We start from the raw sequence: 20728 nt of genomic DNA on the forward strand, positions 1-20728 counted from the left end.
GCGCGGGAAGGTAACACAGGATCGATGCATCGACGGTGATCGACACAATGGATATGGTATAATCCGGCGGCTTTAAAAACGGAGCTGTCTTCAGTAATTCGACTATGGCAAAAGACGACGTCATTCAAATGGAAGGCACGGTCACCGAGACCCTGCCCAATACCGTGTTTCGGGTCGAGCTCGAGAACGGCCACACCGTGACCGCCCATATCTCCGGCAAGATGCGCAAGCACTACATCCGCATCCTCACCGGCGACAAGGTCACCGTCGAGCTGACCCCTTACGACCTCACCAAGGGCCGCATCGTCTACCGCGCCCGCTGATCACGCCTGCCCGTCGGGCATGCGCGCGCCGGCTCTCGCCGAGCGCCCGGACTCATCGCGCAACCGCGCGAACCGTCACACGCGACCTCGCCGCTCGCCATCGGGCCGAGTCGGCACGGCGGGGCTGCGCGTCGCGGTTGGTCATCGCCGAGACTGACGGCGCCGCCACGGCGAGGGACCTGCTCGCCGCCACGTCACCCCATCGACCAGCACCTATAGCTCACGCCACTCGCCGTTGATCTCGAAGGCGAGCGCGTCGTCGCGCACCCCCACCCGCACCTGACCGCCATTGGCAAGCGTGCCGAACAGCAGCTCGCTGGCGAGCGGCTTCTTGATGTGGTTCTGGATCACCCGCGCCATCGGGCGTGCACCCATCTGCGGATCGTAGCCCTTGGCACCGAGCCAGGCACGGGCGTCCTGATCCACACTGAGCGCCACCTTCTTCTCCTCGAGCTGCTGCTCGAGTTCGAAGATGAACTTGTCGACCACGTTGGCGACGGTCGATTCGGCCAGCGGCGAGAACTGCACCACGGCGTCGAGACGGTTGCGGAACTCCGGCGAGAAATAGCGCTTGAGCGCCTCCAGCCCGTCGCTCGAGTGATCCTGCTCGGTGAAGCCGATCGAGCGCCGCGCCGTCTCCTCGGCGCCGGCGTTGGTGGTCATCACCAGCACCACGTTACGGAAGTCGGCCTTGCGCCCGTTGTTGTCGGTGAGGCTGCCGTGGTCCATCACCTGCAACAGCAGGTTGAAGACATCGGGGTGGGCCTTCTCGATCTCGTCGAGCAACAGCACCGCGTGCGGATGCTTGTTGACCTCCTCGGTGAGCAGCCCGCCCTGATCGAAGCCGACATAGCCCGGCGGCGCGCCGATCAGCCGCGAGACGGTGTGACGCTCCATGTACTCGGACATATCGAAGCGGATCAGCTCCATGCCGAGGATGCGTGCGAGCTGACGGGTGACCTCGGTCTTGCCGACGCCGGTCGGACCGGTGAACAGGAAGGAGCCGATCGGGCGCTCGAGACTGCCGAGCCCGGAGCGGTTCATGCGGATCGAGGAGGTCAGCACCTCGATGGCCGGATCCTGGCCATAGACCACCATCTTGAGATCGCGATCGAGGTTCTTCAGCGCCTCGGCGTCGGAGGCCGAGACCCGCTTCGGCGGGATGCGCGCGATCTTGGCGACGATCGCCTCGACATCGGCGACGTCGATGCGCTTGCGCCGCTTGGCGCCACTCTTGAGCTGGACGTTGGCCCCGGCCTCGTCGATGACGTCGATCGCCTTGTCGGGCAGATGACGATCGTTGATATGACGGTTGGCCAATTCGGCCGCGGCGCGCAGCGCGGTACTGGTGTAGGTCACCTGGTGGTGCTGCTCGAAGCGCGACTTCAGCCCCTTGAGGATCTCCACCGTCTCCTCGACACTCGGTTCGGGCACGTCGATCTTCTGGAAGCGGCGCGCCAGCGCGCGGTCCTTCTCGAAGATGCCACGATACTCCTGATAGGTGGTCGAGCCGATGCAGCGCAGATCGCCCGAGGCGAGCACCGGCTTGATCAGGTTGGAGGCGTCCATCACCCCGCCCGAGGCCGAGCCGGCGCCGATGATGGTGTGGATCTCGTCGATGAAGAGGATCGCGTGCGGCTGACGCTTGAGCTGGGCGAGCACCGACTTGAGTCGCTTCTCGAAGTCGCCGCGATACTTGGTGCCGGCCACCAGGCCGCCGAGATCGAGGGAGTAGATCACCGCCGACTCCAGCACCTCGGGCACGTCACCATCGACGATCTTCTTCGCCAGCCCCTCGGCGATGGCGGTCTTGCCGACGCCGGCCTCGCCGACGAACAGCGGGTTGTTCTTGCGCCGCCGGCAGAGGATCTGCACCGTGCGCTCGACCTCGGCGGCGCGACCGATCAGCGGATCGATCCGCCCCTGACGCGCCAGCTCGTTGAGGTTGGTCGCAAAGCTCTCGAGCGGGCTGGCGTTCTCCTTGTCCTCGGCGCGCGACTCGTCGACCTCGCCCGGCACCTCGTCCTCCTGGGTCTCGCCGGGGACCTTGGAGATGCCGTGGGAGATGAAGTTGACGACATCGAGGCGGGTGATGTCCTGCTGGTTGAGCAGATAGACCGCCTGCGAGTCCTGCTCGCTGAACAGCGCCACCAGCACGTTGGCCCCGGTGACCTCCTTCTTGCCCGCCGACTGGACGTGGAACACCGCGCGCTGCAACACCCGCTGGAAGCCGAGCGTCGGCTGGGTGTCGCGATCCTCGTGCTCGGGGATCAGCGGCGTGGTCTCGTCGATGAACGACGAGATCTCGCGACGCAACCGCTCGGCATCCGCGCCACAGGCCCTGAGCACGCGCGCGGCGGTGGGATTGTCGAGCAACGACAGCAGCATGTGCTCGACGGTCATGTATTCATGATGCTTCTCGCGCGCCTCCTTGAAGGCCCGGTTCAGCGAAAATTCGAGTTCTTTGCTCAGCATCGACCTGTTCCAAGCAGGGGGTTGAGAAAACCGTGGTGGTTGAGTGCCGCCATGCGCGCGCGCGGCGCCGATTTCAAGCCTCTTCCATGGTGCACATCAGCGGATGCTGGTTGGTACGGGCGTAGTCGTTGACCTGGGCGACCTTGGTCTCGGCGATATCCTTGGTGTAGACGCCGCAGACCCCGACCCCACGCGTATGCACCTGGAGCATAACTTGGGTCGCCTTCTCGCGATTCATACCGAAGAAGCCCTCGAGCACCTCGACCACGAAGTCCATCGGGGTGTAGTCGTCGTTGAGCAGCAGGACCTTGAACTGTGGGGGACGGCGCAACTGCGGGCGGGCCTCCTGCAACGTCAGCCCGGACTCGCCGTCCTCGCTCGGAATATCGTCACTCATGATTGCGGATTCTAGACAAAGGATTGAGGGGGCGTCAGGCCGGTCAACGCACTGCACATGCGCGCCCCGAGGGGACCGATCAACGGCGGCGCGGAACCGCGCGACGCCCTGTTTGACCAACGAAAACAGTTCACTATACTAGCGAACTAGGGTGCCAGGGAGCCGATTCAAGGCAATGGCGCCTGACAACAAAAAGCGATGATCGACCACCAAGGCAAGACCCGCAAACCCTGGAGGACTGCGCCAATGATCACCGGAGTCGTTAAATGGTTCAATAACGCAAAGGGCTACGGGTTCGTGCAACCCGATGGGCGAGACGAAGACGTCTTTGTCCACTTCTCGGCGATCGACATGGAGGGCTACAAGACGCTCAGGGAGGGACAGAAGGTGCAATTCGAGTTGAACCAGGGGCCGAAGGGCCTGCACGCGGCCAAGGTGCATCGTCTCAGCTGACACCTGATCACGGTCCGGAGCCGCCGTGCCCCGGACCATCATGCCGAGGGGCGCGATCCGTCAGGGTCGCGCCCCTCGCACGTTTCACGCCTTACATGCGCTCGATCACGGCCCGGCCAAAGCCCGAGCAGCTGAGCTTGGTGGCGCCTTCCATCAGTCGGTCCAGGTCATAGGTGACCTGCTTGGCCTCGATCGCGCCCTCGACACCCTTGATGATCAGGTCGGCGGCCTCGGTCCAGCCGAGGTGGCGCAGCATCATCTCGGCCGAGAGGATCAGCGAGCTGGGGTTGACCTGGTCCTTGCCGGCGTACTTCGGCGCGGTACCGTGGGTCGCCTCGAACATCGCCACCGAGTCCGAGAGGTTGGCACCCGGCGCCATGCCGATACCACCGACCTGCGCGGCCAGCGCATCGGAGATGTAGTCGCCGTTGAGGTTGAGGGTGGCGATCACCGAGTACTCCTTCGGACGCAGCAGGATCTGCTGCAGGAAGGCGTCGGCGATGACGTCCTTGATCACGATCTCGCGACCGGTCTTGGGGTTCTTGAAGCTGCACCAGGGACCGCCGTCGAGCTCGGTGGCACCGAACTCGGCCTTGGCCAGGGCATAGCCCCAGTCCTTGAAGGCACCCTCGGTGAACTTCATGATGTTGCCCTTGTGCACCAGGGTCACCGACGGACGATCGTTGTCGATCGCGTACTGGATGGCCTGACGCACCAGACGCTCGGTGCCCTCCTTCGAGACCGGCTTGATGCCGATGCCGGAGGTCTCGGGGAAGCGGATCTTGGTCACCCCCATCTGCTCGCGCAGGAAGCCGACCAGACGCTCGGCCTCGGCGCTGCCCTGCTGCCACTCGATGCCGGCATAGATGTCCTCCGAGTTCTCGCGGAAGATCACCATATCGGTGTCCTCGGGCTTCTTCAGCGGGCTCGGGGTGCCGTTGAAGTAGCGCACCGGGCGCAGGCAGACATAGAGATCGAGCTGCTGGCGCAGGGCGACGTTGAGCGAGCGGATACCGCCGCCGACCGGCGTGGTGAGCGGCCCCTTGATCGAGACCACGAACTCCTTGACCGCCGCCAGGGTCTCCTCCGGCAGCCACACGTCCTCGCCATAGGTGCGGGTCGACTTCTCGCCGGCGTAGATCTCCATCCACTCGATCTTGCGCGCGCCGCCGTAGGCCTTCTCGACGGCAGCGTCGACCACCGAGCGCATCACCGGGGTGACGTCGACACCGATGCCGTCACCCTCGATGAAGGGGATGATGGGACGGTCGGGCACATTGAGCGACAGATCGGCGTTGACCTGAATCTTCTCGCCGTTGGGGACAGAAATCTTGTCGTAGGCCATGAGCAGTTTTCTCTATCGGGTGATCAAAAAGGAATATGCTACCATCCTCGTTTACTCGTTGCGCAGACCCGATGCCACATCGGCAGCGCGTCCCGCCGTCGCCCAGGCCGACGGGACGTGTCCGACGCACGCCCCATCCGTCCTCTTACCCCTGATAGCGCCATGAACGTCCGCGCCGCCCGATCTCGCCCAGAACGCATCATCATCGGCCTCTCCGGCGGTGTCGACTCGGCCGTCGCCGCCCACCGTCTGCTCGAACAGGGCCATCAGGTCGAGGCGCTGTTCATGAAGAACTGGGAAGAGGACGACGACCCGCACGGCGGCTATTGCGCCGCCGCCGAGGACCTGGCCGATGCGCGCGCCGTCGCCGAACGGCTCGGCATCCGCCTGCACACCGTCAACTTCGCCACCGAGTACTGGGATCGGGTGTTCGAGCACTTCCTCGCCGAGTACCGCGCGCTGCGCACCCCCAATCCCGACATCCTGTGTAACCGCGAGATCAAGTTCGCCGCCTTCCTCGAACACGCCCTGGACCTCGGCGCCGAGGCCATCGCCACCGGCCACTATGCCCGGGTCGAGCACGGCGCGAGCGGCCATCGACTCTGTCTGTGCGCCGACGCCAACAAGGACCAGACCTACTTCCTCCATCTGCTCGACCAGCACCAACTCGCCCACACCCGCTTCCCGCTGCACGATCTCAGCAAGCCCGAGGTGCGTGCCATCGCCCGCCGGCTCGGCCTGGCCAACGCAGCGAAGAAGGACAGCACCGGGATCTGCTTCATCGGCGAGCGGCGCTTCGGCGAGTTCCTCGCGCGCTATGTCGATCGCACCCCGGGGCCGATCGAGACCCCCGAGGGGCAGGTGCTCGGCGAGCATCACGGACTGGCCTACTACACCATCGGCCAGCGTCAGGGGCTCGGCATCGGCGGCATCGCCGGGGGCGACGAGGCCCCCTGGTTCGTCGCCGCCAAGGACCCGGAGCACAACCGCCTGATCGTCGTCCAGGGCAAGCACCATCCGCTGCTGATGGCCGGATCGCTGCACGCCCAGCCACCACACTGGATCGCCGGGGAGCCCCCCGCCGCCGCCCCCTTCGACTGTCTGGCGCGACTGCGTCACCGTCAGCCGCTGCAGCGCTGCACCGTCGAGACCCTCGGCCCCGAGGGCTGCCGGGTGCGCTTCGCCGAACCGCAGCGCGCGGTGACCCCGGGCCAGTCGATCGTCTTCTATCAGGGCGAGGCCTGTCTCGGCGGCGCCGTGGTCGAGCACGCCGCGCCCTGAGCCGCACCGGAGAATCCAGCCCCATGCCTTACGACAACCTCGACCGGCTCATCGCCTTCGCCGGACTCCACCAGGCCGCCGCCTGCGTCACCCGCATCGCCCACCGCGGCAGCGCCGATGTGGAGATGATGGAGCCGTGCATCTACAGCCTGCTCCAGGTCGATGCCGAGAGCACCGCCGCGGTCTTCGGCGCGCCCGGCGCGCTCGCGCCCGGCGCGCGCCAGGTGATCGCCCAGCTCACCGGACAACCCGAGCGCAACCTCGAGCTGACCCGCTACGTGGTGACCCTGATCCGACTCGAGCGTGCGCTCGCGCGCGAACCCGGACGACTCGCCCGACTCGGCGAGGGCATCGAGGCGGCGCGCGACAAGCTCGAACACTTCCCGCTGCTGCACCCGGCGATCCTCGGTCACTTCGCCGACCTCTACAGCGAGACCATCAGCACCCTGACCCCGCGGGTCATGGTCCAGGGCAACGAGCTGCACCTCGGCAACCCCGACAACCAGAGCCGGGTACGCGCGCTGCTGCTCGCCGGCATCCGCGCCGCCATGCTGTGGCGCCAGGTCGGCGGCTCGCGCTGGCACCTGCTGCTGCGCAACCGCCAGATCCTCGACGACGCGCGCACCTATCTCGACCGTCACGAAGACTGAACCGCCTTCATCCGACGGGGCTTGAACACGCCCCGCCAACACCCGCCCGGAGGGATCCGCCGCGCCCCGTCAGCGCACAGTGTATGGCGCGCCGCCCTCCTGGACGCTAGAATTTCGCGTTTGCGCGAAATGACGATAGCCACATCCGGAGCCATTGCATGACCAACAGCTTCAACGCCAAGTCCACCCTGAGTGTTGCCGGCAAGGACTACGAGATCTACCGTCTCGACGCCGTCCCCGGCAGCGAGCGCCTGCCCTACTCGATCAAGATCCTGCTCGAGAACCTGCTGCGCAATGAGGATGGGGTCACCGTCAACCGCGAGGACATCGAGTTCTTCTCCAACTGGGACGCCAAGGCCGAGCCCTCCAAGGAGATCCAGTACCGTCCGGCGCGCGTGCTGATGCAGGACTTCACCGGTGTGCCCGCGGTGGTCGACCTGGCGGCGATGCGCGACGCCATGGCCAAGCTCGGCGGCGACCCGAGCAAGATCACCCCGCAGCAGCCCGCCGAGCTGGTCATCGATCACTCGGTGCAGGTCGATCACTTCGGCTCCGACGACGCCTTCGCGCTCAACGCCGAGCTCGAGTTCCAGCGCAACCGCGAGCGCTACCAGTTCCTCAAGTGGGGCCAGAACGCGCTCGACGGCTTCAAGGTGGTGCCGCCCGACACCGGCATCGTCCACCAGGTCAACGTCGAGTACCTCTCGCGCCTGATCTTCGCCAAGGATGCCGGCAGCGCCACCCAGGCCTACTTCGACACCTGTGTCGGCACCGACTCGCACACCACCATGGTCAACGGCATCGGCGTGCTCGGCTGGGGCGTCGGCGGCATCGAGGCCGAGGCCTCGATGCTCGGCCAGCCGATCTCGATGCTCGTGCCCAAGGTCGTCGGCTTCAAGCTCACCGGCAAGCTGCGCGAGGGCGTCACCGCCACCGATCTGGTGCTGACCATCGTCGAGCGGCTGCGCCAGCACGGCGTGGTCGGCAAGTTCGTCGAGTTCTACGGCCCGGCGATCAGCGTGCTGCCGATGGGCGAGCGCAACACCATCGCCAACATGGGTCCCGAGTACGGCGCCACCTGCGGTCTCTTCCCGATCGACCAGATCACCCTCGACTACCTGCGCCTGACCGGTCGCAGCGAGGAGCAGATCGCCCTGGTCGAGGCCTACTGCAAGGCGCAGGGCGTGTGGCACACCGCCGAGGCCGCCGAGGCCGACTATTCCGAGACCCTCGAGCTGGATCTCGGCGACGTCGTGCCCTCGCTCGCCGGCCCCAAGCGCCCGCAGGACCGCGTCGCCCTCGACACCATCACCGAGCACTTCCCCAAGGCCCTCTCGGCCCTCAAGGAGGAGCGCGGCATCCCCACCAAGGGTCCGGCCAAGGTCGAGCTCGACGGCAAGCAGTTCGAACTCTCCGACGGCTCCATCGTGGTCGCCGCCATCACCTCCTGCACCAACACCTCGAACCCGAGCGTGCTGATCGCCGCCGGTCTGGTCGCCAAGAAGGCCGCCGCGCTCGGTCTCGAGCGCGCCCCCTGGGTCAAGACCGCCTTCGGTCCCGGCTCGATGGCGGTCACCCGCTATCTCGACCGCGCCGGGCTCACTGAGCCGCTCAAGGCGCTCGGCTTCCACAACGTCGGCTATGGCTGCACCGTCTGCATCGGCAACACCGGCCCGCTGCCGGCGCCGATCTCCAAGGCGATCGCCGACAACGACCTGTGCGCCGTCTCGATCCTCTCGGGCAACCGTAACTTCGAGGGCCGGGTGCACGCCGAGGTGCGCATGAACTACCTCGCCAGCCCGCCGCTGGTGGTCGCCTACGCCATCGCCGGACGCATCGACATCGACCCGTTCAACGATCCGCTGGCCACCGACGCCAAGGGCAACCCGGTCTATCTCAAGGACATCTGGCCGAGCGAGGCCGAGGTCAGCGGCGCGATCCGCGACTTCGTCACCGCCGAGGAGTTCACCGCCGCCTACGCCGACGTGTTCTCCGGCGACGCCCGCTGGCAGGGTCTCGAGGCGCCGCAGACCGACACCTACGACTGGCCCGAGTCGACCTACATCAAGAACCCGCCCTACTTCGCGGGCATGTCGCTCGACGTCGCCCCGGTCGGCGACATCACCGGCGCGCGCTGTCTGGCGCTGCTCGGCAACTCCATCACCACCGACCACATCTCCCCGGCCGGCGCCATCAAGCCCGACTCCCCGGCAGGCAAGTACCTGATCGAGAAGGGCGTCGATCCCAAGGACTTCAACAGCCTGGGCTCGCGACGCGGCAACCACGAGGTGATGATGCGCGGCACCTTCGCCAACATCCGCCTGCGCAACCTGATGGCCCCCGGCACCGAGGGCGGCGTCACCCTGCACCAGCCGAGCGGCGAGCAGATGTCGATCTTCGACGCCGCGATGCGCTATCAGGAGGAAGGCACCCCGGCGATCGTGGTCGCGGGCAAGGAGTACGGCTCGGGTTCCTCGCGTGACTGGGCGGCCAAGGGTCCCCGTCTGCTCGGGGTGCGCGCGGTGATCGCCGAGAGCTACGAGCGCATCCACCGCTCCAACCTCGTCGGCATGGGCATCCTGCCGCTGGAGTTCATCAACGGCGACAGCGCCGAGTCGCTCGGCCTCACCGGCACCGAGACCTTCGACATCCAGGGCCTCAACAACGGCGAGGCCAAACAGGTCGAGGTCACCGCCACCGCCGCCGACGGCAGCGTCAAGCGCTTCACCGCCAAGGTGCGGATCGACACCCCCAACGAGGTCGATTACTATCGCAACGGCGGCATCCTGCACTACGTGCTGCGCAAGCTGGCCGCAGGCTGAGGCCGACCCCACGGGCGCCGCGCGCGGCGCCCCGGCACGATCGCCCGAGTCCCCCGTCCGGGGCTCGGGCGATCTGCGTTGTGTGCAGGCGAAATTCGCCGCGCGCCCTGAGCGCTGCGCTGACGAGCGCGCCATAATGGACACAGCACCGCGCCACGACGAGGCGCCGCCAGCGCCGCGCGCGGGCCGCAACCCGTCAGCCGCGCATCACGGATGAGGACGTCGCCACTGACGACGTCGCCCCCACCCAACAACCCGTCCGTCGCTGCGCAGAGCCAGCCGGACACCGAACATCACCACCCGGAGTCACTCATGCCGATGGAGCTATCCTCACTCACCGCCATCTCCCCCGTCGACGGCCGCTATGGCAACAAGACCACCGCGCTGCGGGAGATCTTCAGCGAGTATGGGTTGATCCGCCATCGCGTGCAGGTCGAGGTGCGCTGGCTGCAGGCACTGGCCGCGCACCCCCAGATCCCCGAGATCCCCGCCTTCTCGGACGCGGCCAATCAGCACCTCGATGCCATCGTCGCCGATTTCGGCCTCGCCGAGGCCGAGCGCATCAAGACCATCGAGCGCACCACCAACCACGACGTCAAGGCCGTCGAGTACTTCCTCAAGGAGCGCACCGCCGAGCTGCCCGAGCTCGCCGCCGTGGGTGAGTTCATCCACTTCGCCTGCACCTCCGAGGACATCAACAACCTCTCCCACGGGCTGATGCTCGCGCGCGGGCGCGCGCAACTGCTCGACGAGATGGACCAGGTCATCGGCGCGATCCAGGAGCTCGCCCAGCGCTACGCCGAGCAGCCGATGCTCTCGCGCACCCACGGCCAGCCGGCCTCGCCCACCACCCTGGGCAAGGAGATGGCCAATGTCGCACGGCGCCTGCAGGGGCAGCGTGCACGCTGCGCCGAGGTCGCCCTGCTCGGCAAGATCAATGGCGCCGTCGGCAACTACAACGCCCACCGTGTCGCCTACCCCGAGGTCGACTGGCCGGGCTTCGCCCAGGGCTTCGTCGAGTCGCTGGGCCTGACCTGGAACCCCTACACCATCCAGATCGAGCCGCACGACTACATGGCCGAGCTGTTCGACGCGGTGGTGCGCTTCGACAACGTGCTGATCGACTTCTGCCGTGACGTCTGGGGCTACATCTCGGTCGGCTACTTCAAGCAGCGCACCGTCGCCGGCGAGGTCGGCTCCTCGACCATGCCGCACAAGGTCAACCCGATCGACTTCGAGAACGCCGAGGGCAACCTCGGCATCGCCAATGCCATCCTCGAGCACCTCGCCGGCAAGCTGCCGATCTCGCGCTGGCAGCGTGACCTCACCGACTCGACCGTACTGCGCAACCTCGGCGTCGGCTTCGCCCACGTCACCATTGCGCTGCAGTCGGCGCTCAAGGGCATCGGCAAGCTCGAGGCCAACCCCGAGCGCATGGCCGCTGACCTCGACGACAACTGGGAGGTACTCGCCGAACCGATCCAGACGGTGATGCGTCGCTATGGCGTCGACAAGCCCTACGAGAAGCTCAAGGCGCTGACCCGCGGTCACCGCATCGGCCCCGAGGCGCTGGCCGAGTTCGTCGACGGGCTGGAGATCCCCGAGGCGGCCAAGGCCGAGCTCAAGGCGCTGACCCCGGCGAGCTATCTCGGCGACGCCGTCCGGCTGGCACGCGAGAGCTGAACCCGGGATCACCGTGGTCGCCTGGCGCGACCACGGTGGGCTCGGGCAGCGAAAAAAATAGGCCGGTCACGCGGGGAGCGTGACCGGCCTTCCATCAAGCCCCTGTCGGGGGGGAGTGGGGCTCAACTGGACCCTTGCGTCGCCCGGCAAGACCGGACGAACGACTGAAAACGGTGGAGTTCGGAGTGCGCGGCGGGTCGCCACACACGCCGACCGACCGTGAGGCCGTATCGGCGTGTCGGCTTGGAGCGGCGGGCGCCGATCCCTGGCGCGCGGTGAGGGCGCTGAATCAGCCCTCGACCTCGGAGCGAATGGTCACGCGACGCTGCTTGACCGAGTAGACGTCGAACTCGGGCAGCATATCGCGCTCGCCACGGCTCTCGACGGAAACGATATCGCTCGCCGGGATGCCCTTGGAGACCATGTAGTCACGCACCGCATTGGCGCGGTTCAGCCCCAGGGTATCGTTGTAGGCTTCCGAACCCTTGGCGTCGGTGTGACCGACCAGGGTGAGCTGCTCGCGCGACTGGGTGGCGTTGACGTCGGCGATGTAGTCGTCGAGACGCGCCAGCTCGGTATCGTTGACCACGTTCTCGATACGGTACTTGTCGAACTCGAAGTTCAGACGCACCACGAACTCGGCCGGCACCGGCTTGACGCAGGGCTCGAGGTCGTTCGGACCCTGGGTGCTCTGCCAGCACTCGCCGTAACCGGTGACCCAAGCGGTCCCGGTCGGCTTGGCCGACCAGAAGTGGTCCATCATGTCGGCGGCATTGGCCGCCAGCGGGGCGCCCAAGACCAAGGCCAGGGAGGCAGCGGCGGCCGCGGCGCGGGAGGACTGTTTGAATTTGCGCATCTTCACGGTTTCCTGTTTCAGGTGGGTGAGTGGTCCGATCGGCGACAGGTTAACAAGCTGTAGCACATGTCAGCAAAAAGCAACAACGTGGTGCGTTGATCTCACCAGATGCTGAATGTCTGGCCCCCGACGCGGGTTTTCAATCCGATCCAGACCCCGTGAACCCCAGGGACCACACTCGGGACACAGACATTCTAGCCTACAGCCGCCGCAAAAGTGCAACTTTTTTCGCCGACCGCAACATATTTACAACGAAAGTCATCAGAAAACAACAGCTAGCTACTGACAGCGCCGGCGCCGCATCGCCACGACCTCCCCGGGGCCGGAAATGTCCGGAAACCAACACCCTATCGTCCCTCGCCATGGAGCAGCATTCATGACCAGCGCCAACACCGGGCCCTCCCCTCTCGAGACACGTGCATCGATCCGCGACGCCGCCATCGCGCTGGCGACCCAGGCGCGGCGCGAGCTGTTGATCTTCGGCCCCCACCTCGAGCCCGATCTCTACGACCAGCCAGCCTTGCTCGAAGCGATACGACGACTCGCGCTCGAACGCCCCGACCTCCCGGTGCGCATCCTGGTCAACGAGACCCGCGACGCGCTCCAGCAGGGGCATCGCCTGATCGAACTGGCACGTCGCCTCACCTCACGGATCGCCATCCGGCGCAGCGGGGATGACGACCGCACGCGTACCGACGCCTTTCTCGTCGTCGATGCCCGGGGCTATGTCCATCGGCACCGCGCCGACGGCCAGCGCGCGACCGCGGCCGCCGCCGACACCCCCGAGGCACGACGACTCCGCGAGAGCTTCATGCAGATGTGGGAGCGCAGCGACAGCGACCGCGAGATCGACCGGCTGTATCTATAGAGGTGGGATCAGGCCGTCGCACACACCGCCGCAGGCGGATCGAGCTCGTCGACGAAGCAGGGGCGCGCAATCCCGTAGCCCTGGACGTAGTCGACCCCGAGTTCGCGCAGCAGCGCCAGGATCTCCTGGTTCTCGACGTACTCGGCGATGGTCTCCTTGCCCATGAAGTGCGCGATCTCGTTGAACGACTTGACGATCGCCCGGTCGTGCGGGTTGCTGAGGATATCCTTGACGAAGGAGCCGTCGATCTTGACGAAGTCGACCGGCAACTGCTTGAGATAACCGTAGGAGGACATCCCCGAGCCGAAGTCGTCGAGCGAGATCGGACAGCCCATCGACTGGAGCGACTCGAGCAGCCGCACCGCCTGATCGAGATGGACGATGGCTGCGGTCTCGGTGACCTCGAAGCCGACCAGTCCCGGCGCCACCTGCCAACGCGCGAAGGCCCCACGGATGAAGGCGTCGAGCCCGGGATCGCTCAGCGACTGACCGGAGAGGTTGATCGCCACGCCGCCGTAGGCGCGCGCCAGCTCGGGGTTGTCGTGCAACCAGCGCAGCGTCTCCTCGATCACCTGACGGTCGACCTCGTGCATCAGGTTCATCGCCTCGGCCGCGGCGATAAAGGCCGCCAGCGGTAGCGGGGCATCGTCGGCGTCATAGACGCTGAGCAACACCTCGCCATGATGAAAGGCACCGTGCTCAGGCCCTTCCCCCACCGTCGCGATCGGTTGCAACCGCAACCGCTTGCGGCCCGACTTGATCGCCTCCTCGGCCTGGGCCCAGCCACGCATGCGCTCGAGCTGCGCGGCGACCTGGACATCGTCCTCGGCATAGCACACCACCCGACCACCGCCGCTGTGCTGGGCGGCGAGACAGGCGACATTGGCCGCGGAGAGCACCCCTTCCGGGCTCTCCGACGCAGCATCGACCAGAGCCACCCCGAGGCTCACCGAGACCTGCAGGACCCGTCCCAGCCAGGTGAGCGAGACCGCCTCGAGCGCCTCGCGTATCCGCTCGGCGCTGGCCTGCGCCGCCTCGACACCTTCGGCAGGCGCGATCAACGCGAAGCGGTTCCAGCCGAGATAGGCCAGACAGGGGGCATCGGGCAGCAGCGCCCGCAGCCGCTCGGCCATCAGCGCCAGCAGCCGCTCGCCGGCGGCATAGCCGTGGGCTGCGGTCAGCAGATCGAAGCGATCGAGTTCGAGAAAACCGAGCAGATGCGGACAGGGCGCGGCGGTGCGGCTCAGCAGCCCGGTGAGCACCCCGACCAGACAACGCTGGCCGGGCAGCCCGGTCAGCGAGTCCTCCACGGTCTGCGCGCGCACCTGCTCGCCGAGCTCGCTCAGGGTCGCCTCGGTGGCGCGCTGCATCAGCGGTTGGCGCGGCGGCGCCTCGACCCGCGCCCGCGACTCGGCCAGGGCGGCGGCCAGACGCTCGGGGGTGAAGGTGCGGACACGCCGCCCCATCGGGTCGCTCAGCGCCAGACGGCGCCCGTCCTCGCTGCGCCAGATCAGCCGGTAGGCGCGCTCGCCACCCTGTTCGGTCAGCCACACCACGGAGCCCAGGGCAAGCTGCTCGATCCGCTCACGGGCCGCCTGCCAGTCGGCCTCGGACACCCCGCTCGGGGGCTCCTGAAGCGCCGCCTCGGCCTCTTCCGGCGGATCGATGGCGAACACCACCCAGTCCTCGCGATCGAGCGCCCCGCGCGCGGCCCGACGCAGCACCTGCTCGACCCGCTCGACCAGCGACTCGGCCCCGAACGGATCGTGACCGATATAGATCAACCCCTCGTACAGGGTCGCCACCAACGCCTGGATGTCCTCGACCTCGGTCTCGCCACGACTGGCACGGTGCAGTGTCCACAGCGGCATCCAGTAATGACGCCAGCGCGCGCCGTCGATCCCGGCATAGTTGCAGACCGACTCGAGCAGCATCCGCCAGCCGGCATCGAGCAGGGTCGGCAACAGCGGATGCACCGGCTCACCGCCGAAGCTGGACTGCAGACGCTGGCGCACCCGCTCATGGGCGCGCCGCTCGCACTCGCGCGCCTCGTTGGCGCCGACCCAGCGCGAGACATTGGCGCGATAACGCGACCCGACACGCTCGCGCAGTGACTGCAGACCGGAAGAGATGGCACGCAGGGTGTCGAGATCACCGGCGTCGGTGATCACCAGACGATGGACGAACTCCTCGAGTTCGCCGCTCAAGGCGCGGTCATCGGACTCGCCATTGAGCAGGAAGGAGGAGAGCTGCTCGAGCTGATCCATCAGCCCGACCAGCGGGTGGGTGTCATGCTCGCCCGGTCGGCCGGGGTCACTGACCGCCATCGCCAGGAAGTGGATCGACAACCGCCGGATCAACGCCTTGATGCCCTGGGGGGCGTGCGGGTCGTCGAGGATCTGCGAGAGCATCTGGTCGGTCACCTCGACCCGCTCGCGCACCCTCGGTGCACGCAGACGCCCCGGATCGCCGGTCCCAGTCGTGCGCGCGGCCAGCAATCGCGCCATGGCGTCGAGGTCGGCTCCGGCCTCGCCATCCACGCCCCCCGTCTGCAACCGGGTCAGCAACTCGCCAAGGCCGAGTCCCGCGGACCTGGCTCGCGCCGGCGCCCCGGTCGCATCCGCCTGCCCTTCTGGCCTCGGCAGCGGCGAGGCGACAGACGATGGCGCAGCCTCCCGCTCTCGAGGGGGTGACCGCAATGGCGTCGGCGCGCACGCCGGCAGCCCATGCTCGCGCCACAGCTGCAACAACTCGCGATAGAAGGCGCCGAGGTTACCCACCAGCGGCGTGGCGGCGAGCCGCAGGGCGCGTCCGAGCAGCTCGTCCTCCAGCCCGCCACGACGCAGCGCCCCGGCCAGGGCCTCGACCAACGGCTCCGGCTCCAGCGCGACCTGGGCGTCGCCGAAGACCCCGACGAGATGCCCGCGCAATGATCGCAGCACCTCGGCAAGCTCCTGCTCGAGTCGGTTGACCAGCTCGGAGCGCGCCAGCCACAACTCGAACTCATGTGGTTCGACCAGCGACAGCGCGGCCTGCCCGGGCGCCTCATCGGTGGACTCGGACAACCGCTGCGTCGGCGCGAAGATCAAGCCATCGAGCACCTCGTCGGTCAGACCCCGCGCCAGGCTCCCGGCCTGGATGGTACGACCGAGCTGGCCGAGCTCACCGACGAAACGGGCGCGCTGGGCATCGTTCGCGGCACGCTCCGCGTGCATCCACAGCGCATCGATCAGGGTCTCGAGCAAGGCATCGAACAACGGCGGCAACCGCGCGCGACCGACCTGCTCGAGCAGCCCTCGCGCCCGCGCCGCACCGTTCGCCTCGGCGCCACGTCGTGGCGACGCACTCAAGCCGGCGAGAAAACGCTCCAGATGCATCTGGCCATTGGCGGCGAAGTGGATGAAACGCGCGCCCAGCCCGTGCTCGGCCCGATGCACCAGCACCACCACCGCCTGCAGGGTGCGTTGCCGGCCATCGAGCGCCACCCTGAAGCGGACCTCGCAACGCTCGCCGGCGCCGACACGCAGCTCGGCCTCGTGCTCGCCCATGTCGAGCAACGCGCCTCCGCTGCAGAGATTACGGACCCGGCAGGCGAGCAGGGGCTGATGAGGGGCACGGAGCTCGGCGGGGAGATCGACCGGGGTGCGGCGCTGACGCCGACGCTCCGGCACCTTTGCGCCCTCAACCCCGGACATCGGCCACCCCGCCGAGCGACGGCCCGGGACACCCGGGGGCGAGCCGCCCCGCATCGACCGAGACGTCCCCACCAACACTGATTTCAATCATGCAACACCACACAGGCAAAGACGCGAGACGCCCCCGACCGCGGCGGTCGCTGACCGCAACCTCCCTGACTCGGCGTTCCTCGTGACTCTCCTCGCGCATCATCCAGGCTATTCCCTGCGGGGTCAGAGCGGTGAACTCCATTGGTACCCGACCCGATGTGCGCTAGTTTGCGCCTTTGTGACGGTCGGTGCCAGCTCCCGCCCCACCGCGTGCGCGCGCCTCCCGAGGACTCAGCCGCCGGACCGCCACCAGTGCGCCACGCCCTGTTCGAGCACGGATCGCCCGCCCTCGATCAGCCGCTCGAGCGGGGCCTTGCGCTCGCGCCAGCGCAGCCCCAGCAGTGTGTGGCTGTCGCGCGCGGCGAGCAGATAGTCGTCGCTGGTCTGGATGGCGTCGACCAGGCCCAGTTCGACGGCGCGCGCGCCGTGCCAGTACTCGCCGGTGGCGACCCGATCGAGGTCGAGTGCGGGACGGTAGTCGGCGACGAAACGCTTGAACAGCGCATGGGTCTCCTCGAGCTGCTCGCGCAGCTTGCGCCGTCCCTCCTCGGTGTTCTCGCCGAACAGGGTCAGGGTGCGCTTGTGCTCGCCGGCGGTGTGCAGCTCGAAGTCGACCCCGTGGCGCTCGAGCAGACGGTGGAAGTTGGGGATTTCGGCGAGTACCCCGATCGAGCCGATCACCGCGAAGGGCGCGGCGATGATGCGATCGGCGACACAGGCCATCAGGTAACCGCCACTGGCCGCGACCTTGTCGACCGCCACCGTCAGGCGGATGCCGCGCTCGCGCAGCCGCGCCAGCTGCGAGGCGGCCAGGCCGTGCTCGGTGACCATGCCACCGGCATTGTCGAGGCGTACCAGCACCTCGTCCTCGGGCCGCGCCTCGAGCAGCAGAGCGCTGACCTGGGCGCGCAGCGCGGCGGCCGCGCTGGCGCGGATATCCCCCTTGAAGTCGATCACGAACAGTCGGGGGCGGGTCGCGATCTCCTGGGCGCGCGCCTTGTCGCGCTTGCGCTCGGCCTTGCGGTACGCGCGCAGCGCCTTGCCCGCGAGGGTCGCCTCACGCAGCCGCGCGGCCTGCTCGCGCAACCGCGCCCCGAGATCGACGACCTCGAGCCGCACCGGGGAGGACGCATCTCCGGCACCGCGGGCACGCGCCAGGATCAGCAGCAGCGCGGCAAACGCCAGCAGCAGCGTCAGGGTCTTGGCGAGAAACAATCCGTAGTCGAACAACAACTCCATCAATGGCGGCATCGCGGGGGATCCTCGGGCAACGGGCGACAGGACATCAGACCGCGATCGGCGCGCGGATCACCGGGTGCGGGTCATAGCCCTCGATGACCACGTCCTCATAGCGGTAGTCGAACAGACTCGGCGCCCGCTGCAGCCGCAACCGCGGCAGCGCCCGGGGCTCGCGCGCGAGCTGGGCATGGACGATGTCGTCGGTGAGGTGATTGCGGTAGAGATGCAGGTCGCCGAAGGTGTGGATGAACTCGCCGGGCTCGAGATCGCATTGCTGGGCGATCATCGCCGTGAGCAGGGCGTAGCTGGCGATGTTGAAGGGCACGCCGAGGAAGAGGTCGGCGCTGCGCTGGTAGAGCTGGCAGGACAGCCGTCCGCCGGCCACCTGGAACTGGAACAGACAGTGACAGGGGGCGAGCGCCATGCGCCCGGCGGCGACGTTGTCCTGCGGCCCGAGCCCCTCGTCGGGAAGGTCGGCCGGGTTCCAGGCGCTGACCACCAACCGACGCGAGTGCGGACGCTCGCGGATCGCCTCGAGCAGCTCGGCGAGCTGATCGATGCGACGCCCATCGGGCGCCGGCCAGCTGCGCCACTGGGCACCGTAGACCGGCCCCAGGTCGCCGTCCGGCGCGGCCCACTCGTCCCAGATACTGACCCCGTGGCGCTGCAGGTCGGCGGCATTGGTCGAGCCCGAGAGGAACCACAGCAGCTCGTGGACCACGCTCTTGAGGTGGACGCGCTTGGTGGTGAGCAGCGGGAAGCCCGCGGCGAGATCGAAGCGCACCTGACGCCCGAACACCGAGCGGGTCCCGACCCCGGTACGGTCGTCGCGATCGTGACCGTTGTCGATCACGTCGCGCAGCAAATCAAGATAGACGCGCATCGCTCAGCCCACCGGACCGAGCAGCAGCGAGCGCCCGTCCATGCGCGGGTCGGGATCGAGTCCCATCAGCGCCAGCACCGTCGGCGCAAGATCCTTGAGTGCGCCACTGAGCGACAACCGCCAGGGCTGCTCGTCGATCACCAGGCAGGGCACCGGATAGGTGGTGTGCTGGGTGTGCGGCGCGCCGGTGACCGGGTCGACCATCTCGTCGCAGTTACCGTGATCGGCGGTGAGGATTACCGAGTAGCCGGCGGCGACGGCGGCGTCGAGCACCCGCCCGACCTCGCGGTCCAGGGTCTCGACGGCGCGGATCACCGACTCGCGCACCGCGGTATGGCCGACCATGTCGCCGTTGGCGAAGTTGGCGACGACGAAGGGGAAGGCGCGCCGCCCGAGCACCTCGACCAGGGTGTCGGCGACCTCGGGAGCGCTCATCTCCGGCTGCAGGTCGTAGGTGGCAACCTTGGGCGAGGGGATCAGCACCCGCTCCTCACCCGGCAGCGGCTCGTTCTCGCCGCCGTTGAAGAAGAAGGTGACATGGGCGTACTTCTCGGTCTCGGCACAGTGGAACTGCGCCAGCCCGGCCTCGGCGAGCACCCCGCCGAGGGTGGTGCGCGGCGCGTCGCTGGCAAAGGCCGCGGGCAGGCCGTACTTGGGGTCGTATTCCATCATCCCGGTGACCCGCACGCCGGTCACCCCGCGGCGGTCGAATGCGGCGAACGCGGGATCGGCAAAGGCGGCGACCAGCTGGCGCGGGCGGTCCTTGCGGAAGTTGAAGTGGATCACCTGATCGCCGTCGCGGATCGGCTCGGCGCCCTCGAGCACCGTCGGCACGATGAACTCGTCGTCCTCGCCGGCCTCATAGGCCGCGGCGATCGCCGCGCGCGCGTCGGCCGCGCGCCGCCCCTCGCCGTCGACCATGGCGCGCCAGGCCTGCTCGGTGCGCTCCCAGCGGTTATCGCGATCCATCGCATAGAAGCGACCGCTGACCGTGGCGATCTGACCGCCGGCCTCGCGCAACGCCGGCTCGAAGGCATCGAGATAGCCGAGCACCGAGCGCGGCGGGGTATCGCGCCCATCGGCGAACAGATGCACCTGGGCGCGCGCGCCCTGACGGCGGCACAGTTCGATCAGCGCCGCGAGGTGGTTGACGTGACTGTGCACGCCGCCGTCGGAGACCAGTCCCATCAGCTGCACCGGCCGCTCGGCCGCGGCCGCGGCGCGCGCCGCGGCGATCAGCGTGGCGTTGTCGTAGAAGCTGCCGTCGGCGACGGCGTCGTCGATCAGCACCAGGTCCTGACGCACCACACAGCCCGAGCCGATCGACATGTGACCGACCTCGGAGTTGCCCATCTGCCCGTCGGGCAGCCCTACCGCCTGCCCCGAGGCCATCAGCGTGGTGTGCGGATGGCTGGAGAAGTAGCGATCGAGGTTGGGGGTGTCGGCGATCGCGACCGCGTTGTTGGCCTTGGCCGGGTTGACGCCGAAGCCGTCCAGGATGATCAGGATCACCGGACGACGGGGCAGTTGCTGCATGGGGTCGCTCATCGCTCTCTCCTCGGAACACGGTCGGGTTCGTGGGGACGCGGCACCGGGATGGGTCCACACGACTGGAAAACCGTCTAGTTTAACCGCTGACGGTCGTCGATCGCCCGTCGCGCCCCGATT

The 20728-nt window shown here is 67.7% G+C and carries 15 protein-coding genes; 7 read left to right on the forward strand and 8 right to left on the reverse strand.

Translation table 11 applies throughout. The annotated features are described in order from the left end of the window. Positions 1 to 104 precede the first annotated feature (104 nt). Entirely contained in the window at positions 105 to 323 is a 219-nt protein-coding gene (gene infA / locus EBL85_RS08905) for a translation initiation factor IF-1 (protein WP_005223622.1), read from the forward strand. Between the two features lie 213 nt (positions 324 to 536). On the opposite strand, the gene clpA is transcribed toward infA, so the two are convergent. Together clpA and clpS are read right to left on the reverse strand one after the other, a co-directional pair. Continuing rightward, on the reverse strand, positions 537 to 2798 hold the full coding sequence (clpA, locus tag EBL85_RS08910) for an ATP-dependent Clp protease ATP-binding subunit ClpA (RefSeq protein WP_123142720.1): 2262 nt from the start codon (positions 2796 to 2798) through the stop codon (positions 537 to 539). Between the two features lie 73 nt (positions 2799 to 2871). Further along, the gene (clpS, locus tag EBL85_RS08915) at positions 2872 to 3195 is read right to left on the reverse strand and encodes an ATP-dependent Clp protease adapter ClpS (protein WP_123141277.1); all 324 of its coding nucleotides are present in this window, start codon (positions 3193 to 3195) and stop codon (positions 2872 to 2874) included. Positions 3196 to 3441: 246 nt separating this feature from the next. Here clpS and EBL85_RS08920 point away from each other — a divergent pair, with 246 nt between their 5' ends. Next, positions 3442 to 3648: a cold-shock protein gene (locus EBL85_RS08920; RefSeq protein WP_005223619.1), complete on the forward strand. Its 207-nt coding sequence runs from the start codon at positions 3442 to 3444 to the stop codon at positions 3646 to 3648. 91 nt (positions 3649 to 3739) lie between these two features. Here EBL85_RS08920 and icd read toward each other — a convergent pair whose 3' ends face one another. Further along, positions 3740 to 4993 (reverse strand): NADP-dependent isocitrate dehydrogenase, encoded by a 1254-nt coding sequence (gene icd, locus EBL85_RS08925; protein WP_123141278.1) that lies wholly within the window; start codon positions 4991 to 4993, stop codon positions 3740 to 3742. A 162-nt stretch (positions 4994 to 5155) separates the two neighbouring features. Here icd and mnmA point away from each other — a divergent pair, with 162 nt between their 5' ends. The 4 genes from mnmA to purB all read left to right on the forward strand — a co-directional run bounded on the left by mnmA (position 5156) and on the right by purB (position 11429). Beyond that, on the forward strand, positions 5156 to 6274 hold the full coding sequence (gene mnmA / locus EBL85_RS08930; protein ID WP_123142721.1) for a tRNA 2-thiouridine(34) synthase MnmA: 1119 nt from the start codon (positions 5156 to 5158) through the stop codon (positions 6272 to 6274). A gap of 23 nt (positions 6275 to 6297) precedes the next feature. Then, entirely contained in the window at positions 6298 to 6924 is a 627-nt protein-coding gene (hflD, locus tag EBL85_RS08935; RefSeq protein WP_123141280.1) for a high frequency lysogenization protein HflD, read from the forward strand. Between the two features lie 158 nt (positions 6925 to 7082). Then, positions 7083 to 9746, forward strand: coding sequence for an aconitate hydratase AcnA (acnA, locus tag EBL85_RS08940; protein WP_123142722.1), 2664 nt, complete (start codon positions 7083 to 7085; stop codon positions 9744 to 9746). Positions 9747 to 10064: 318 nt separating this feature from the next. Then, on the forward strand, positions 10065 to 11429 hold the full coding sequence (purB, locus tag EBL85_RS08945) for an adenylosuccinate lyase (protein WP_123141302.1): 1365 nt from the start codon (positions 10065 to 10067) through the stop codon (positions 11427 to 11429). Positions 11430 to 11718: 289 nt separating this feature from the next. Here the strand turns inward: purB and EBL85_RS08950 are convergent, their stop codons facing one another. Beyond that, a complete protein-coding gene (locus tag EBL85_RS08950) occupies positions 11719 to 12285 on the reverse strand; it encodes an OmpA family protein (RefSeq protein ID WP_123141282.1) in 567 nt (188 codons plus the stop codon). Positions 12286 to 12661: 376 nt separating this feature from the next. On the opposite strand from EBL85_RS08950, the gene EBL85_RS08955 reads away from it, so the two are divergent. Further along, entirely contained in the window at positions 12662 to 13153 is a 492-nt protein-coding gene (locus EBL85_RS08955) for a hypothetical protein (protein WP_123141283.1), read from the forward strand. A gap of 8 nt (positions 13154 to 13161) precedes the next feature. Here EBL85_RS08955 and EBL85_RS08960 read toward each other — a convergent pair whose 3' ends face one another. From EBL85_RS08960 to gpmI, 4 genes are all read right to left on the reverse strand, one after another. After that, positions 13162 to 16848 carry a DUF1631 family protein gene (locus EBL85_RS08960; RefSeq protein ID WP_190288059.1) on the reverse strand — a complete coding sequence of 1229 codons (3687 nt, stop codon included), beginning with the start codon at positions 16846 to 16848 and terminating at the stop codon, positions 13162 to 13164. Between the two features lie 321 nt (positions 16849 to 17169). Further along, on the reverse strand, positions 17170 to 18189 hold the full coding sequence (gene sohB / locus EBL85_RS08965) for a protease SohB (protein WP_123142724.1): 1020 nt from the start codon (positions 18187 to 18189) through the stop codon (positions 17170 to 17172). A gap of 34 nt (positions 18190 to 18223) precedes the next feature. After that, complete coding sequence (locus EBL85_RS08970) at positions 18224 to 19060, reverse strand: thymidylate synthase (RefSeq protein ID WP_123142725.1); 837 nt, start codon at positions 19058 to 19060, stop codon at positions 18224 to 18226. Between the two features lie 3 nt (positions 19061 to 19063). Beyond that, positions 19064 to 20608, reverse strand: a complete 1545-nt coding sequence (gene gpmI, locus EBL85_RS08975) for a 2,3-bisphosphoglycerate-independent phosphoglycerate mutase (protein ID WP_123141287.1) — start codon at positions 20606 to 20608, stop codon at positions 19064 to 19066. Positions 20609 to 20728: the final 120 nt, after the last annotated feature.

The sequence above is a fragment of the Marichromatium sp. AB32 genome (assembly GCF_003718675.1).
Taxonomy (GTDB): Bacteria; Pseudomonadota; Gammaproteobacteria; order Chromatiales; family Chromatiaceae; genus Marichromatium; species Marichromatium gracile.

What these genes read in the sequence shown, in the direction of transcription:
- infA (WP_005223622.1), top strand. Translation starts at nt 105, where the DNA reads ATGGCAAAAGACGACGTCATTCAAATGGAAGGCACGGTCACCGAGACC.
- clpA (WP_123142720.1), bottom strand. Translation starts at nt 2,798, where the DNA reads ATGCTGAGCAAAGAACTCGAATTTTCGCTGAACCGGGCCTTCAAGGAG.
- clpS (WP_123141277.1), bottom strand. Translation starts at nt 3,195, where the DNA reads ATGAGTGACGATATTCCGAGCGAGGACGGCGAGTCCGGGCTGACGTTG.
- EBL85_RS08920 (WP_005223619.1), top strand. Translation starts at nt 3,442, where the DNA reads ATGATCACCGGAGTCGTTAAATGGTTCAATAACGCAAAGGGCTACGGG.
- icd (WP_123141278.1), bottom strand. Translation starts at nt 4,993, where the DNA reads ATGGCCTACGACAAGATTTCTGTCCCCAACGGCGAGAAGATTCAGGTC.
- mnmA (WP_123142721.1), top strand. Translation starts at nt 5,156, where the DNA reads ATGAACGTCCGCGCCGCCCGATCTCGCCCAGAACGCATCATCATCGGC.
- hflD (WP_123141280.1), top strand. Translation starts at nt 6,298, where the DNA reads ATGCCTTACGACAACCTCGACCGGCTCATCGCCTTCGCCGGACTCCAC.
- acnA (WP_123142722.1), top strand. Translation starts at nt 7,083, where the DNA reads ATGACCAACAGCTTCAACGCCAAGTCCACCCTGAGTGTTGCCGGCAAG.
- purB (WP_123141302.1), top strand. Translation starts at nt 10,065, where the DNA reads ATGGAGCTATCCTCACTCACCGCCATCTCCCCCGTCGACGGCCGCTAT.
- EBL85_RS08950 (WP_123141282.1), bottom strand. Translation starts at nt 12,285, where the DNA reads ATGCGCAAATTCAAACAGTCCTCCCGCGCCGCGGCCGCCGCTGCCTCC.
- EBL85_RS08955 (WP_123141283.1), top strand. Translation starts at nt 12,662, where the DNA reads ATGACCAGCGCCAACACCGGGCCCTCCCCTCTCGAGACACGTGCATCG.
- EBL85_RS08960 (WP_190288059.1), bottom strand. Translation starts at nt 16,848, where the DNA reads ATGTCCGGGGTTGAGGGCGCAAAGGTGCCGGAGCGTCGGCGTCAGCGC.
- sohB (WP_123142724.1), bottom strand. Translation starts at nt 18,189, where the DNA reads ATGCCGCCATTGATGGAGTTGTTGTTCGACTACGGATTGTTTCTCGCC.
- EBL85_RS08970 (WP_123142725.1), bottom strand. Translation starts at nt 19,060, where the DNA reads ATGCGCGTCTATCTTGATTTGCTGCGCGACGTGATCGACAACGGTCAC.
- gpmI (WP_123141287.1), bottom strand. Translation starts at nt 20,608, where the DNA reads ATGAGCGACCCCATGCAGCAACTGCCCCGTCGTCCGGTGATCCTGATC.